This window comes from Aeromonas sp. QDB54 (assembly GCF_027707385.1).
GTDB lineage: Bacteria > Pseudomonadota > Gammaproteobacteria > Enterobacterales > Aeromonadaceae > Aeromonas > Aeromonas hydrophila.
The window spans coordinates 223,746-239,154 of sequence record NZ_JAPCIT010000004.1 but is presented as its reverse complement, the minus strand read 5'-3'; the positions used below and the strand labels follow the sequence as shown (position 1 = coordinate 239,154).

At 64.6% G+C, this 15,409-nt stretch carries 8 protein-coding genes and 1 pseudogene; 5 read left to right on the top strand and 4 right to left on the bottom strand.

What is annotated here, in order from left to right; all coding sequences use genetic code 11:
• The first annotated feature begins 71 nt into the window (after positions 1 to 71).
• Positions 72 to 752 carry a dethiobiotin synthase gene (bioD, locus tag PG881_RS05920; protein ID WP_017410030.1) on the top strand — a complete coding sequence of 227 codons (681 nt, stop codon included), beginning with the start codon at positions 72 to 74 and terminating at the stop codon, positions 750 to 752.
• 112 nt (positions 753 to 864) lie between these two features.
• Positions 865 to 1,737 (top strand): protease HtpX, encoded by an 873-nt coding sequence (gene htpX, locus PG881_RS05915; protein WP_011705391.1) that lies wholly within the window; start codon positions 865 to 867, stop codon positions 1,735 to 1,737.
• 59 nt (positions 1,738 to 1,796) lie between these two features.
• On the opposite strand, the pseudogene PG881_RS05910 reads toward htpX, so the two are convergent.
• Together PG881_RS05910 and PG881_RS05905 are read right to left on the bottom strand one after the other, a co-directional pair.
• Positions 1,797 to 3,505: pseudogene (locus tag PG881_RS05910) on the bottom strand (methyl-accepting chemotaxis protein).
• Between the two features lie 222 nt (positions 3,506 to 3,727).
• The gene (locus PG881_RS05905; protein WP_270798616.1) at positions 3,728 to 5,542 is read right to left on the bottom strand and encodes a hybrid-cluster NAD(P)-dependent oxidoreductase; all 1,815 of its coding nucleotides are present in this window, start codon (positions 5,540 to 5,542) and stop codon (positions 3,728 to 3,730) included.
• Positions 5,543 to 5,932: 390 nt separating this feature from the next.
• Between PG881_RS05905 and PG881_RS05900 the strand changes: the two genes are divergently transcribed.
• Positions 5,933 to 7,579: an NAD(P)-binding protein gene (locus PG881_RS05900; protein ID WP_270798613.1), complete on the top strand. Its 1,647-nt coding sequence runs from the start codon at positions 5,933 to 5,935 to the stop codon at positions 7,577 to 7,579.
• The gene (nifJ, locus tag PG881_RS05895) at positions 7,576 to 11,151 is read left to right on the top strand and encodes a pyruvate:ferredoxin (flavodoxin) oxidoreductase (protein WP_270798611.1); all 3,576 of its coding nucleotides are present in this window, start codon (positions 7,576 to 7,578) and stop codon (positions 11,149 to 11,151) included. Before PG881_RS05900 ends, nifJ begins: the two co-directional genes overlap by 4 nt.
• Before the next feature lie 75 nt (positions 11,152 to 11,226).
• Here nifJ and PG881_RS05890 read toward each other — a convergent pair whose 3' ends face one another.
• Positions 11,227 to 13,728 carry a penicillin acylase family protein gene (locus PG881_RS05890; RefSeq protein WP_270798608.1) on the bottom strand — a complete coding sequence of 834 codons (2,502 nt, stop codon included), beginning with the start codon at positions 13,726 to 13,728 and terminating at the stop codon, positions 11,227 to 11,229.
• A gap of 187 nt (positions 13,729 to 13,915) precedes the next feature.
• Here PG881_RS05890 and PG881_RS05885 point away from each other — a divergent pair, with 187 nt between their 5' ends.
• On the top strand, positions 13,916 to 15,031 hold the full coding sequence (locus PG881_RS05885; RefSeq protein WP_270798605.1) for a helix-turn-helix domain-containing protein: 1,116 nt from the start codon (positions 13,916 to 13,918) through the stop codon (positions 15,029 to 15,031).
• 76 nt (positions 15,032 to 15,107) lie between these two features.
• Here the strand turns inward: PG881_RS05885 and PG881_RS05880 are convergent, their stop codons facing one another.
• Positions 15,108 to 15,323 (bottom strand): YdcH family protein, encoded by a 216-nt coding sequence (locus PG881_RS05880; protein WP_011705396.1) that lies wholly within the window; start codon positions 15,321 to 15,323, stop codon positions 15,108 to 15,110.
• Positions 15,324 to 15,409: the final 86 nt, after the last annotated feature.

Genomic DNA, 15,409 nt, shown 5'->3' with positions numbered 1-15,409 from the left:
GGCCGAGAGAATTGAGAAGCCGCTGCCCGCCATCGCGAGCCCGGGCAGCGGCCCCGTATTGAGGAGTCATCATGGTTAAATCCTTCTTTGTCACCGGCACCGATACCGATGTGGGCAAGACGCTGGTCGCCCGCACCCTGTTGCTGGAGTTCGCCGCGCACGGTCTGCGCTGCGCCGGCTACAAGCCCATCTCCGCCGGCTGTGCCCGCACCCCGGACGGGCTGCGCAATCTTGATGCCGTGCTGCTGCAGGAGGCGGCGAGCCTGTCGCTGCCCTACGATCTGGTCAATCCCTACGCCTACGAGCCGCCCATCGCGCCCCATATCGCCGCCAGCGAAGCGCGCGATGCCATTACCCTGAAGGGGTTGTCGGACGGGCTGCGCCAGATTGAACAGGCGGGGGCCGAGCTGGTGGTGGTGGAGGGGGCGGGGGGCTGGTTCCTGCCACTCGATCGCAAACATCTGCTGTCGGACTGGGTCAAGCAGGAGAACATGCCGGTCATCATGGTAGTGGGGGCCAAACTAGGCTGTCTCAACCATGCCCTGCTCACCTTCGCCGCCATTCGCAACAACAACCTGCCGGTGGCGGGTTGGGTCATCAACCGGCTGCACGGCTCCATGAGCCACTATCAGGAAAACCTGGACACCCTGCGGGGCTTGCTGCCGGCCCCATTTTTGGGTGAAATACCCTTTGTAAACAATCCGCTCGAGGCTGATCTGCGCGGGCGACTCGACATTTCGCCCCTGCTCTGAATCTGACATTCAGCGAACATTCATAGAAACTGTCTATTATGCGTGACAGGTGTGGCCCGACCGGCAGCGAACTGGTGACGGGCCACGCGTCCATATCTCACAAGGAGTCAATATGAAGCGAATTATGCTATTCCTGGTGACCAACCTGGCCGTCATGCTGGTGCTGGGGGTGGTACTCAATATCCTGTTCTCGGTTCTGGGGATCAACAAGTCCAGCATTTCCGGGCTGTTGGTGTTCTGCGCCGTGTTCGGTTTTGGGGGTTCCTTTATCTCCTTGCTGATGTCCAAGTGGATGGCCAAGCGCAGCTATGGCGTCCAGGTCATCGAGCAACCCCGCAACGAGACCGAGCACTGGCTGGTCAGTACCGTGGCCCGTCAGGCCCGTGAAGCGGGCATCAAGATGCCGGAAGTGGGGATCTACGACTCCCCCGAGATGAACGCCTTCGCCACCGGCGCCCGCCGTGACGACTCGCTGGTCGCCGTGTCGTCCGGTCTGCTCTACAGCATGAGCCGTGACGAGGCGGAAGCCGTGCTGGCCCACGAGGTGAGCCACGTGGCCAACGGCGACATGGTGACCCTGACCCTGATCCAGGGGGTGGTGAACACCTTCGTGATGTTCTTCGCCCGCATCGTGGCCGGCGTCATCAGCAACTTCTTCAGCTCCAACAACGACGAAGAGAGCAGCAGCACCGGTGGTTTTGCCTACATGATCACCGTGTTCGTGCTGGAGATGCTGTTCGGCGTGCTGGCCTCCATCATCGTCATGTGGTTCAGCCGTCAGCGTGAATTCCGCGCCGACGCCGGTGCAGCCAAGCTGGCCGGTCGCGACAAGATGATTGCCGCGCTCCAGCGCCTCTCCCGCGGTGCCGAGCCGCAGTTGGAAGGCTCCATGATGGCGTTCGGCATCAACGGCAAGCGCTCCATGAGCGAGCTGTTCATGAGCCACCCGCCCATCGAGCAGCGCATCGCCGCCCTGCGCGGTTAAGCGTTCCGTACCAATGAAAACGGCTGCCCTCGGGCAGCCGTTTTGCTTTGTGCGCGCAGCTACAGCTTGAAGTGGGCCATCTCCTGGCGCAGCAGCCGTGACAGCTGCTTGAGCTTGGCGGCCTCCTGCGAGACATGGCGGGCTGCGTCACCCGACTGCTCGGAGAGGGAGGTGATGTTGCCGACGGTGGAGACCACCTCGTTGGCGGCGGTGGACTGCTCGCGCAGGGTGTGGCTGCCCCCATCAGGCCGGTCAGGTTGGATGCGTGGTTCTGGATGCTGGCGATGGCCTCGCCGGTCTGGCTGGCCAGGCTCACCCCGCGGGAGACGTTGTTGACCGTGTTCTCCATGCTGCGGATGGAGGCATCCGCCCCGCTCTGGATCTTGCCGATCATGCCGGTGATCTGCTGGGTGGAGGCGGCCGAGCGGCTGGCGAGGTTGCGCACCTCGTCGGCCACCACCGCGAAGCCGCGTCCCTGCTCGCCAGCCCGGGCCGCCTCGATGGCGGCGTTGAGCGCCAGCAGGTTGGTCTGATCGGCGATGCCGCGGATCACCTCGATGATCTCAGAGATCTGCTGGGTATGGCTGTTGAGATCCGCGATGCTGCTGGCGGCGTTGGAGACGGTATCCGAGATGCTCTGGATGCTGTCGAGGGTCTGCTTGATGACCCCGGAGCCTTCGGCCAGGGTGTTGGCGGAGACCTTGCTCAGCTCGTCGGCGTGGGTGGCGTTGTCAGAGAGATGGCTGATGCTCACCACCAGCTCCTCGATGGCGGCCGCCATGGTCTGGGTGCTGGTCTGCTGGGAGGTGGCGAACTGGGCGGTCTGCTCCGCTATCTGGGCGATGCTGTCGGCCGAGCCGGAGAGCTCCTCGCTGGAGTGGGAGACCTGGGCGATGATCCCCTTGAGGGTGCCCTGCATGGTGGCGAGCAGGCCGATCAGGCTCTCCTTGGCACCGGCTGGCACCTTGATCGGCTGGGAGAAGTCCCCCTCGGCCAGGTGATTGAGATCGCTTCTGAGCTGGTCGACCGAGGTGCCGACCAGGTCGAGCAGCGCCTTGTAGGTGCGCCAGAGGAAAAACATCAACACCAGACCCAGCGCGATGAACAGGTAGCGCAGCATGGCGGACTGGCTGGCGGCGTCGTCCACCGCCTGCTGGGTGCGGTGTTCCATCAGGACGTAGAAGTCGTCGATGGGGGACATGATGCGCCCCTTGTTCTGGTGATAGGCTTTGTCATGCATCATGGCGATGGCCTTTTGCTGGTTGGCGACCAGATCGCCGTCTGTCTGCTGCACCAGCTTGAAGGCGGCCACCTCGGTGTTGACCAGGGCATCCGAGTTGTTCTTGGCCTCGTTGAGCTTGGCCAGCTCCTCTTCGGTAAAGCCGGTGTCCTTCATCAGGTCGATGAGGCCACGGCGCACCTGGCTGTCGGGCCGCGGGTTCTGGCCGTTGGCGGCGACGAAGTCCCAGTAGATGCGGTTGTAGCCCTGCGGCCGGTTTTGCTCCCCGTTGCGAATGGCCAGGATCCGCATGTACTGCTGTTCGTAGGCCGGATCCTTGGTGATCACGTAGGTGCGGCCGAGGCGGGTCAGGTCGTCGGAGGATTGCCGCAGTTCATCGGCCAGCAGATAGGATTGATAGCGTTGCTGATAGCTCTGCTCGAGTTGCGTTCCTGACCAGCTGTAGGCAAAAAATACCAGCGACAGCAGGATCAGGGTGACGACGGAGAGCAGCAGGTTGAGCTGAAAGGCGGGTCTGTTCTGTTCCATGGTTTGAGCGTCCTTATTCTCACCGGATAACCCCCTTGGTCAGACGGCAAAGGCCGCTACGTCGGAGGGGTTTTGTTGTTGTTGCTGTGAGTATAGGAGCGGGGCCCGGCAAGGTTGCGGTGGTTTGGAGAAAAGGTGGGGGCGAGGGAGAGCGTACCGAAACAGGGAGAAAACGGCCAGGAGCGGGCACCCGGCCGGTGGGGTTATCGCTGCTCGATCACCTTATTTGATGACAAGGTCGGTGAGCGGCACGGCGCAGCAGGTGAGGATCTTGCCCTCGGCCCGTTCGGCGGCGGTGATGGCTGGGGCGTCGGGATGATCCACCTCACCTGCGAGCAGGGTCTGCTTGCAGCTGCCGCAGATGCCGGCGCGGCAGCTCCAGGGCAGATCCACCCCTTGCTTGTGGGCCTGATCCAGCACGGTGCCCTGATTGTTGCCGGCAAAACTCTGCTTGCCGATGCGCAGTTGCACCGCCTGGTGGGGGCGCGCCACCGAGAGGATGGCGCCGCCAAAGCTCTCCTGGCGGATCCGCTCGGCGGGCACGCCAAGGGCGGCCAGTCTGGCGGCCGCATCGGCCATAAAGCCGTGAGGGCCGCAGATAAACACCTCCCGTTCGGCGAGCTGCTTGACCTGTTTGAGGTGCTCATCGCCGAGCCGTCCCTTGAGCCCCTGCCAGTGCGCCTCGGGCTGGCTCAGGATCAGGGTGAGGGTCATCCCCTGCTGCGCCAGGGCGTGCAGTTCGGCGGCGGCGGGAATATCCGCCTCGCTGCGACACAGGTGCATAAAGTGCACATCGCCAAGCTCCCCACGCAAGGCCAGAGTGCGGGCAATGGAGAGCATGGGTGTGACCCCCGAGCCTGCCGAGAGCAGCAGCAGGGTGCGCCCGGTGCCTAGGTGAAACTCGCCGGCCGGCGCTGCGGCCAGCAATCGGTCGCCGGGTTGCAGCTGCTGGTGCAGCCAGTGGGAGATGCGACCGCCCCCCACTTTCTTGACGCTGATGCTGTAACGCTCGGGCCGCTCCGGCGTGGAGCTCAGGGTATAGCGGCGCTGCAGACGCTCGCGCCGCAGACCCAGGCCAATGTCCAGGCTGATGGGCAGATGCTGGCCCGGCAGATAGTCGGGCAGGGGCTCGCCATCGGCCGCCTCGAACCAGAAGGTCTCCAGATCCCGCGCCAGCGGCTCGCGGGCCACGCACACCAGCTCCCGTTTTTTCGGGGCCGCGTTGGGGTAGACGGGGGCGCGGGCGCGCTCCAGCACCTCTATCTCGCTGCCCGCCTCAATCCAACCCTCGTTGAGGGCCACCAGGTTCTGGCCGAAGTAGACCTCGCCATCCTCGCCGCGCCGGTAGCGGGTGAGGGTGGCCAGCGGCTCCTTGAGGGCATTGAAGCGATCCGTGCCCGGCTCCACCGTGGTCATGATGCAGCGGCTGCAGGGCTTGGCGACCCGAAACTCCACCTCGCCGATGCGGATCCGTTTCCAGCTGTCCTCCTCGAAGGGGAGGGTGCCGCTCGCCACCAGGTTGGTGCGAAACTGGCTCATCTGGTGCAGCGCGTCGGATCTCAGGTTGAGATCCTCCAAAGAAGCCTGGCTTATCAGCAGCAGCGGATAGCCGTCGGCAAAGCTGACCCGGGTGCCGGTCTTCTCCCGAAAGCGGGCGGACTCTTCACCGAGCCAGAGCAGCTGAACCGGCTCCCCCGCCACCTGGCTCAGCCACTGATCGGCCTGGGGCTGGGTCTGCAGGGCGCTGAAGCTGTCGCTCCAGACCCCGGTGGCCCGAGGGGTGCGGGAAAACTCCCGCTCTTGCAGGATGAGGGGGTCAAGGCCCGGATAGCGTAGCTGCAGACCACCCTCGATGGGGGTGGCCACTACCTGCTGCAACTGGGGATGGGTGCGGGCGGTGATGAAGCTGCCGTCCGGCTTGACCACCATGTAGCGGCGATCCCCCTGCAGCCCCTCTTCGGTGACCAGGGCGCGGGTCAGTGGCATGCCTGCCGTGGACTTGATGGGATAGAGATGAATGCTGGCGAGCTTGGGCATGGCCGGGTCCTTGTGCTGTGGTGGTTCCAGTGCAGGAGACAAGATAACGGGAGCTGTTCCGTGCAGCAATCGTTGCAGGAGGGGGGCCTGATGCGGCCAGCTCACGGGGCCGGAGAACGGCTTGGCGCTGCTTGCGGGGCGCGAGCCCGAGCGGTGACTCCTGCAGACGGGCAAGATGTTACACGGGTCACGTTGTGCACTCCATACCTCATAAAGTGCAACATTTTTTGATCCTGATCCGTCATTCGGTACACAAATCAGTCCATTATCGAGTCAGCTTCCAGTTTCTAACGCTTTCGCTTCTTCCCCCTCCGGCCACCGTCTGCCCAGGCAAAACGGTATCAAGCGCATTCGGATGGGGCCTGTCACACAAAAAGAAGAAAGCAATGTATGAGCAAACAACTGGATATGACCCCACAGCCGGATCTCTCCCAGAAAACGGGAACAGGCCCGGTCCGTACTCGGCTACCCGTTTGGCGGCCGGCCCTGCCACCTTGTAACCATGCCTGCCCGGCTGGCGAGAACATCCAGGCCTGGCTTGCCCTGGCCGAAGCGGGCCGCTTTGAGGCGGCCTGGCAACGACTGATCGAAGAAAATCCCCTGCCTGCAGTCCACGGGCGGGTCTGTTATCACCCCTGCGAAACGGCCTGCAACCGCGCTCAGGTGGATGATGCCGTCTCCATTCACGCCATCGAGCGCTTCCTCGGTGACGAGGCGCTGGCCCGTGGCTGGCAGCCTGCGCCCCCCGCACCCGCCAGCGGCAAGAAGGTGCTGGTGATCGGTGCCGGCCCCTCCGGTCTCTCCTGCGCCTGGCACCTCAATCGGCTCGGCCATCAGGTGGAGATCCGCGAGGCGGGCCCGCTCGCCGGCGGCATGCTGCGCTTCGGCATTCCCGCCTACCGCCTGCCCCGCGAGATGCTAGACAGGGAGGTGGCCCGCATCGTCGCTGCCGGGGTGACGCTGACTCTCAACCACAAGGTGGAGGATGTGTTGCGCGAGCGTGATGAGGGGGGCTTTGACGCCGTCTTCATGGCCATCGGCGCCCATCTGGCCAAGCGGGTCGACATTCCGGCCCGGGAAGCGGGCAAGATCCTCGATGCGGTGAGCTTCCTCGAGCAGGCGAGCCTGGCGGAGGAGAAAGGCTTGCCGCCGCCCAAGCTGGGACGACGAGTAGCCATCTACGGTGGCGGCAACACCGCCATGGACGCGGCCCGCACCGCCCGCCGCCTCGGGGTCGAGGAGGCGATGATCATCTACCGCCGCGACCGGGATCATATGCCGGCCCACGCCTTCGAAGCCGATGAGGCCGAGGAGGAGGGGATCAAGATCAACTGGCTGCGCACCATCCGCCAGCTCGACAGCACCAGTATTGAAGTGGAGGTGATGGCGCTGGATGCCGAGGGCAAGCCGGTGCCCACCGGCCAGTTTGAAACCCTCGAAGCGGACTCCCTCATTCTGGCGCTGGGTCAGGAAGTGGACTTGAGCGTGCTGGAGAGCATCCCCGGCGTGCGGGTCAACAAGGAGGGGGTGGTGCAGGTCGGCGAGAACCTGATGACGGACGTGCCGGGTCTGTTTGCCGGCGGTGACATGGTGCCCTCCGAGCGCACCGTCACCATCGCCACCGGTCACGGCAAGAAGGCGGCGCGCCATATGGATGCCTGGCTGCGTGGTCGCCTCTACCACAAGCCGCTCTCCTACCCGCTGGTGGGGCCCGAGCAGTTGCAGCTCTGGTTCCAGACCCATGCGCCCGCCAGCAGCCAGCCAGTCAAACCGCCCTCGGCGCGGGACGACTTTGGCGAGATCATCGGCGGACTGGACGAGACGGCGGCCCGCTACGAGGCGGCGCGCTGCTACTCCTGCGGCAACTGCTTCGAGTGCGACGGCTGCTATGGCAGCTGCCCCGAGCAGGCCATCGCCAAGCAGGGGCCGGGCCTGGGGTATCAGGTGGATGCCGAACTCTGCACCGGTTGCGGTGCCTGCCATGACCAGTGTCCCTGCCACGCCATCGAGTTGCGCCAACCGGAGGAGTCCCAATGAAACATGAATTGATCATGGTCGACGGCAACGAAGCCGCGGCCCGGGTGGCGTATCAGCTGAGCGAAGTGTGTGCCATCTACCCCATCACCCCGAGCTCGACCATGGCCGAACTGGCCGACGCCTGGGCGGCGGAGGGGCAGACCAACCTGTGGGGCAACATCCCCACGGTGGTGGAGATGCAGAGCGAAGGGGGGGCGGCCGGCACGGTGCACGGCGCCCTGCAGGCGGGGGCGCTGGCCACCACCTTCACCGCCAGCCAGGGGCTGATGCTGATGCTGCCCAACATGTACAAGATCGCCGGTGAATTGACCTCGGCGGTATTCCATGTGGCGGCCCGATCCTTGGCAGCGCAGGGGCTGTCGATTTTTGGCGACCATCAGGACGTGATGGCGGCGCGCAGCACCGGTTTTGCCATGCTCGCCTCCGGCTCGGTGCAGGAGGCGCAGGACCTGGCCCTGGTCGCCCACAGCGTCACCCTGCAGTGCCGGGTGCCCTTCATCCACTTCTTCGACGGTTTTCGCACCTCCCACGAGGTGAACAAGATAGTCGCGCTGCACAAAGATGAAATTCGGGCCCTTATCGACAACGACTGGGTGCGCGCCCACCGCGCGCGGGCGCTGAACCCGGATCATCCGGTGATGCGTGGCACCGCCCAGAACCCGGATACCTATTTCCAGTCCCGCGAGAGCGTCAACCCCTTCTACGAGGCGGTGCCGGCGCGGGTGCAGCAGTGCATGGAGAGCCTCGGTGAGCTGACCGGCCGCCACTACCAACTGGTGGAGTATCACGGCGCCCCGGATGCCACCGACGTCATCGTGCTGATGGGCTCGGGGGCAGCCACCGCCCGCACCACCGTGGATTGGCTCAACCAGCAGGATCGCAAGACCGGGGTGCTGGTCATTCGCCTCTATCGCCCCTTCCCGGTGCAGGCGCTGCTCGATGCGCTGCCCGCCAGCGTGCGGCGCATGGCGGTGCTGGATCGCACCAAGGAGCCGGGGGCCGGCGGCGAGCCGCTGCTGCTGGATGTGCAGAGCGCCCTCATCGACGGCTTGCAGCGCGGCCTTATCAAGCGCCTGCCGTGGCTCAGTGGCGGTCGCTACGGCCTCTCCTCCAAGGAGTTCACCCCCGCCATGTGTGCGGCGGTATTCGAGGAGCTGGCATCCGATGCGCCGCGCCCGCGCTTTACCGTGGGGATTGTCGATGATGTGTCGGGCCTCAGTCTGGCCTGGCACCCCATCGGCGATCTGGAGCCCGCCAGCCGGGTGCGGGCGCTCTTCTTCGGCCTCGGCGCCGACGGCACGGTCGGTGCCAACAAGAACAGCATCAAGATCATCGGCGAGCTGGAGGGGTTCCACGCCCAGGGCTACTTCGTCTACGACTCCAAGAAGTCGGGCTCGCGCACCGTCTCCCACCTGCGCTTTGGCCCCGAGCCCATCGACGCCCCCTGGCTTATCGAGCAGGCGAGCTTTATCGGCTGCCACCAGTGGGGCTTTGTCGAATCTGTGGATCTGCTGGAGTTCGCCGCCGAAGGGGCGACCCTGCTGCTCAATGCCCCCCATGAGCCCGAGCGGGTCTGGGCCGAGCTGCCCGAGCGGCTGCGTGCCCGCATTCGTGCCCTCAATATCCGCCTCTACTGCATCGACGGCGCTCGGGTGGCCGAGCGCAACGGCATGGGCAATCGCATCAACACCATCATGCAGACCTGCTTCTTCGCCCTGGCCGGCATCTTGCCGCGGGACGAGGCGATCGCCCTTATCAAGGAGAGCATCGAGAAGAGCTATGCCCGCAAGGGGCCCGAGGTGGTGGCGCGCAATTTTGCGGCGGTGGATGACACCCTGGCCCATCTCCATCAGGTGGCCATCCCGGCCGGTGAGGAGCAGATCAGCGACTATCCGCTGCCGCTGGCACCGGGGGGCAGCGAGTTTGTCCAGCGCGTCACCGGCGAGATGCTGGCGGGGCGCGGCGATCGTATCCCTGTCTCCATGCTGCCGGTGGACGGCACTTACCCCACCGCTACCAGCCGCTTCGAGAAGCGGGATATCGCCCGCGAGATCCCGATCTGGCACTCCGATATCTGCATCCAGTGCGGCAACTGCGTTTTTGTCTGCCCCCACGCGGCGCTGCGGGCCAAGTTCTACCATCAGGACTGGCTGGTGAGCGCCCCCGAGGCGGCGCAGTCGGTACCGGTCACCGCCAAGGGCTTCCCCGACAGTCGCTACACCTTGCAGCTCTATCCGGAAGATTGCACCGGCTGCGGCCAGTGTGTGCAGGCCTGTCCGGTGCGGGTCGGGGCGGATGAGAGCCATGAAGGCGAGCGTGCCATCGCCATGATGGACAAGGCGCCCCATCTGGCTGGCCAGAAACAGGCGCTGCGCTGGTTCGAGAGCCTGCCATGGCCGGCCCGCGAGCGGGTGGATTTCTCCACCGTGCGCGGCACCCAGTTCCTCGAACCCCTGTTCGAGTTCTCCGGCGCCTGCGCCGGCTGTGGCGAGACCCCCTATCTCAAGCTGCTGACCCAGCTGTTTGGTGACCGCATGCTGGTGGCCAACGCCACCGGTTGCTCGTCCATCTACGGCGGCAACCTGCCGACCACCCCCTGGGCCAAGAATGGCGAAGGGAAGGGGCCGGCCTGGTCGAACTCACTGTTCGAGGACAACGCCGAGTTTGGCTTTGGTTTTCGTCTCACCGCCGATCAGCACCACGGTCAGGCAGTGGCAGCCTTGCAGGCGATGAAGGGGGAGATCGGGGTCGAGCTGGTGGAGTCGCTTGTCAGCGCCCCGCAGCGGCTGGAGTCAGAGATCCGTGCCCAGCGTACCCGGGTGGCGCAAGTGCGCGAGCGGTTGGAAGAGGTGAAATCCGGCAAGGCTCGCGAGTTGCTCTCGCTTATCGATCAGCTGGTGCGCCGTTCGGTCTGGATCATCGGCGGCGATGGCTGGGCCTATGACATCGGCTCGGCGGGGCTCGATCACGTGCTCGCCTCTGGCCGCGATGTGAACGTGCTGGTGATGGATACCGAGGTCTACTCCAACACCGGCGGTCAGATGTCGAAATCGACCCCGCTCGGTGCCGTCGCCAAGTTTGCGGCGGGGGGCAAAACGCTGGCCAAGAAGGATGTAGCCTTGCAGGCCATCTCCTACGGCAACGTCTATGTTGCCCGCATCGCCTTCGGTGCCAACCCGCAGCAGGCGTTGCAAGCCTTGCGTGAGGCGGAGGCCTATCCGGGCCCGTCGCTCATCATCGCCTACAGCCACTGCATCGCCCATGGTATCGATATGGAGTTTGGCCTGACCCAGCAAAAACGGGCCGTGGCCTCCGGTCACTGGCCGCTGATGCGCTATAACCCGGTACTGCGCAGTGCGGGGCAGAACCCCTTCAGCCTCGACAGCCTGCGCCCCTCCATCCCCCTCGCTGAATACCGGCAGGAGGAGACCCGTTATCGGGTGCTGGCCCAGAGCCATCCACAGGAGGCCGAGCGGTTGATGCAGGTGGCGCAACAAGTGGCGTGGCAGAAGTGGGCCACCTACGAGGAGATGGCCACCCGCGAGGCCAGCCATTTCCATCCGCCGGTGTGAGGATGGGGTTAACTCTGCATAAAACGAAGCGGGCCACTGGCCCGCTTTTCTTATGAGTGGATTGACAAGGGGCGCTCAGGGGCTGGTGGTACGCAGCACCTTGAGGTGCAGGGTGCGCTCCTGGTGGGCCGCTATCTCCTGCTCGGTGAAGCGCATGGGCTGCCACTGCTGACGGGCGAACTGCTCGGTCTGATCGGTGAAGTGCGGGCTCTCGGGGTCATGGGACTGGCCGTAGCTCAGGAAGCGCTCCGCCTTGGGGCCGGCAGCATCAAACTGCAGGGCCAGCACGAAGCTGGAGCCGTAGTTGGCGCGATAACGCAGCTCGGGCTGGCCGTCACCGTCGTCATCCAGGCTGCGCAGCATGGTGCCTGCCACGGCCTTGCCGGTCACTATGTTGGCGAGATCCGAGCTGCTGCGCGAAGGCAGATTGGTCTGCACCATGTTGAACATGCCCTCGAACGAGTTGCCTCCCGGCAGTGCTATGGGGCTCAGCCCGGCAGCTTTTTGCACGAATTGCAGTGCGCCGAGCTCGGCATCCGGCGCGATACTGGCCGCCTGTAGACGCTGCTGGGCCTGGGCCAGCGCCAGCAGGGCGGGATCCAGATCCGGCGCGCCGCTCCAGGGAGCCAGCCCGCTCGGCGTGGTGGCGCCATGGGCCGGATCGAAGGGGATGGCGAACAGGACATCCTTGATGTCTCTGTGACCGCTGGTGCGAAACGCCGTCAACCATTCGCGCATCAGGTGGGCGCCGCGGCTCTCCAGCTGATACTCGCCATCCCAGTTGGCGAGTGCATTGCAGCTCGGCGTCAAGTCCAGCGGGCCGCTGGTCAGCTGGATCAGCGGATGTGCCTGGCAGCGAGCCAGCAGGGGATCTCTGAGCTCACGGGCAAACAGGGAGCCGTTGTGGGTCAGTACCCGTTGCAGCGACTGCAGGGTAAAACGCCGATCGCTTCCGGTCAGTCCCATGGTGTCGGGGGTGCTGATGAGCTGGGCGTTGTAGCGGGTTCGCGGGCTGCGCACCGTCTGCTCCGGCCCGTAGAGGATGGAGTAACCCTCGAGCGGGGCCGCCAGGTTGGTCAGCCAGTGGCTGCTGTTGGCGTTGTAGACGTAGTCGCTGCGAGTCTGGCGGGGGGCCTGGCTCAGGGGGACAAGGCCGGGAACGCGGGTCTGGCCGCTGTCGACCCACTCGAAATCGGGGTCGTTGCCCGGCAACAGTACGCTGCCCTCGCCATCCAGCCAGATGGGGGCCAGTTGCGGCGTCTGGGAAGCTACTCGCCACCAGGCTTCTGCCTTGGTGCCGAGGCGGGGCACCTGAGTGGCATCCACATAGCTGGCCTGGCCCGTCTTGTCGATCAGCAGTGTATTGACCCAGGGCACCCCCTGATGCTCGGCCAGCGCATCGAAGAAGGCCGGGGTGCTCTGGGCCCTGGCCATGGCCAGCCACTGTTCCAGCATCTTGTAGTTGCCGGCGTTGGCATCGCGGAAGCTGATGGCGCTGCTGCTGGTCCAGCCCAGGCTGGGCGAGAGGGAGGCGAGGTTGACCATGGGACCGAAGTGGCTGGCATAGACGGTCTGGACATAAGGTTGCAGGCTGCCATCGGCCTGGCGTACCTGTACGGTGATCGCTTTCTGGCTCATCTCCCGCCACTGGTCGCCGTAGCGGTAACGCAGCGGATTGGCGGGGTCCAGGGTGAGCTGATAGAGGGTGAAGCGCTTGGACTGGGAGACGGTGTGGGTCCAGCCCAGTTGCTCGTTGAAGCCGATCAGGATGGCGGGAAAGCCCATCATGGTGGCACCGGTCACGTTGAGCTCCCCCGGGATCTGCAGGTGCTGTTCATAGAACCTGAGTTCGCCATCCCAGGGAAAGTGGGGGTTGCCGAGCAGCAGGCTGTTGGCGTTGCTGCTGCGATCCGCCCCCAGCGCCCAGCCGTTGCTGCCGATCCCCTCCGAGGTCAGCAATGCGGCGGGATCCAGCTCGGGCACAGGCAGGGCGGTACGCGCCCGTGCGCCGCTGCCGGGTGGCTGGGCACTGGCCATGGCGCCGATGAAGCTGCGGCCGCTGGCCAGCTGGGCGAGATCCAGGTGATAGGCCAGTAGCTGGGTCGGGGTGATGGGTTCGACCCACTCGGCCCCGCGGCAGGGCGAGGGGTAGTCTGCCGGGCCGGTTCGACCGCTGAGGGAGTGGTTGAACCCCGCCACGTAGCCTTCGATGAGATGACGGGCATCCGGCGCCAGCCTGCCATACAGGGCGGCAGCCTGGGCTGGCAGGTCGAGCGAACGATAGCCTATGTCGGAGAGCAGGTTGCGCTGCTGCTCTCCCGCTCCCAGCCAGCGGGATTTTTCTCCCCGCAGCTTCATGATCTGCTCGCTCAGGGTACAGAGGTTCTCTTCGGCATGGGCATAGCCGGCGCCAAAGCCCAGGCTGGCGTAGTCGTTCGCCTTGATGTGGGGAACACCCTGCTCCGTATAGGTGAGGGTGACGTCGTAGTGGCGAGCGGGATCCGGCTCGCTGCTGTTCTCCTGGCAGCCGGCCAGTACGAGGCAGCCGAGCAGGGTAAGGGGGAAGGGTGTTCTCATCTTGGTTCCTTCTGTGGTCCTGACTTGTTATGGTTCTGTTGCTTTTCAGCCGCAGGTGACGGTATTTAAGAACAGCACCGGTTTGCTGTCGCCCCGCTGGATGGAACCGGTCGAGAGTTGGAAAACGCAATAAAAACAAGGATGAACAGGTGCGGCTCGATGGAGCCGCACCTGCAGGAGGATGCATATGCAGTGGGAAGAAGTGGCCGCCGTGCTCAGTCTGAGCCTGACCGGCATGTTGCTGCTGGCCACGCTCGGCTGGCTGCGCCGCATGCGGCGGGATGCCGCCGCCGGTTATCTGCTGGCCCTGCTCAGCCTGAGCGGCTTGCAGGCGCTGGAATATCTCTATCACCAGCAGCAGTGGTTCCACCATTGGCCCCACCTGCTCAAGCTGGCGGATCCCCTGGTGGTGATGCTGCCGTTTTGTCTGTATGGCTATATCAGGGCTCTGCAGGGGGAGGCGGTACTCGGTGGCTGGCGTGACCGGCTGGTGCACGGCTTGCCCTTGCTGCTGGTTGCCGGGTTGGCGCTGCCCTACTGGTTGTTGCCGGGGGCCGACAAGGTGAGCTGGATCCTGCTTGGCAAGCAGGGGGATGCGTTGTGGCCCGGGGTGACCCTCTATGGCAACCGCTATCTGGCTTGCATCGCCCTGCTGGGGCTGGCCTACTGGTGGCAGCAGCAGCGCCTTGGGGTGGTCAGCCGCAAGCCGGCGCTGCGGGCCTGGGTGGCTCAGTTGCAGGGGCTGCAACTGCTGGTGGCCTTGCTGTTGCTCGGCCGTATCGCCTTGAGCTGGCTCGGCTGGCCGCTCTCTACCGTCTATCTGCAGGCTCCCGTTACCGCCTATCTGCTGCTGCAGGTGCTGGCCCATGCCCGCTTGCCCCAGCAAGGCGGCGCGCCGGAGGGGGGCGTGCGCGAGCGTGCCAATGACGCCGCTTCTGAGCCGGTGCGAGATGACGGTCTGCGCCCCCTGTTCGAGGAGCTGGAACGCCAGCTCGGGCGTGGTGCCTACCGGGATCCCGCGCTCTCCCTTGGCAAGCTGGCCGAGGAGTGCGGTCTGAGCCTTTATCAGGCGTCCAGTGCCATCAACGCCTGTTCAGGGGGCAACTTCTACGACTGGCTCAACCGCCATCGGGTGGAGGAGGCCAAGCGGCTGCTGCAGACGAGTGACGAGACGGTGGCCAATGTCTGCTACCGGGCCGGTTTCAACAGCAAGTCTACCTTCAACAGTGCCTTTCGCCGTCACACCGGCCAGACTCCCAGCGAGTTTCGACGCCAGGGGGCGCAAGCAGTGGTCGCCTCCTGATGAGCGGCCAACAAAAAGCCCGGCGTCGGGCCGGGCTGGCAGGATAAGTTGCTTATCCAGGTATTCGTCGAGGCGTCTATTGTGGATGTTGTTTGAGGATGTCGTAGATCTCCTCTTTCAGTTTAAGTTTCTGTTTTTTCAGATCCTTCACCTCGGAGCTGTAGTCGCTGGCGTGATGCTTTTCCAACTTTCTAATCTCCACATCCAGGTCGTTGTGCAAGTCAAACTTCTTTTGGAAATGGACATCACTGCTCTTCAGTTGCGAGATGAGCTCTCTGTACTCTGGGAACATGTAATGCGGCCTCCTTGGTTTCGTTTGATTGTGCCTGCAAGACCAAACTACCGCGTCCCCCGCGAGATAAATGTGATCCGGCTCCA

Excerpts from the sequence above, each read along its gene's own strand:
- bioD (WP_017410030.1), top strand. The coding sequence starts at position 72 with ATGGTTAAATCCTTCTTTGTCACCGGCACCGATACCGATGTGGGCAAG.
- htpX (WP_011705391.1), top strand. The coding sequence starts at position 865 with ATGAAGCGAATTATGCTATTCCTGGTGACCAACCTGGCCGTCATGCTG.
- PG881_RS05905 (WP_270798616.1), bottom strand. The coding sequence starts at position 5,542 with ATGCCCAAGCTCGCCAGCATTCATCTCTATCCCATCAAGTCCACGGCA.
- PG881_RS05900 (WP_270798613.1), top strand. The coding sequence starts at position 5,933 with ATGAGCAAACAACTGGATATGACCCCACAGCCGGATCTCTCCCAGAAA.
- nifJ (WP_270798611.1), top strand. The coding sequence starts at position 7,576 with ATGAAACATGAATTGATCATGGTCGACGGCAACGAAGCCGCGGCCCGG.
- PG881_RS05890 (WP_270798608.1), bottom strand. The coding sequence starts at position 13,728 with ATGAGAACACCCTTCCCCCTTACCCTGCTCGGCTGCCTCGTACTGGCC.
- PG881_RS05885 (WP_270798605.1), top strand. The coding sequence starts at position 13,916 with ATGCAGTGGGAAGAAGTGGCCGCCGTGCTCAGTCTGAGCCTGACCGGC.
- PG881_RS05880 (WP_011705396.1), bottom strand. The coding sequence starts at position 15,323 with ATGTTCCCAGAGTACAGAGAGCTCATCTCGCAACTGAAGAGCAGTGAT.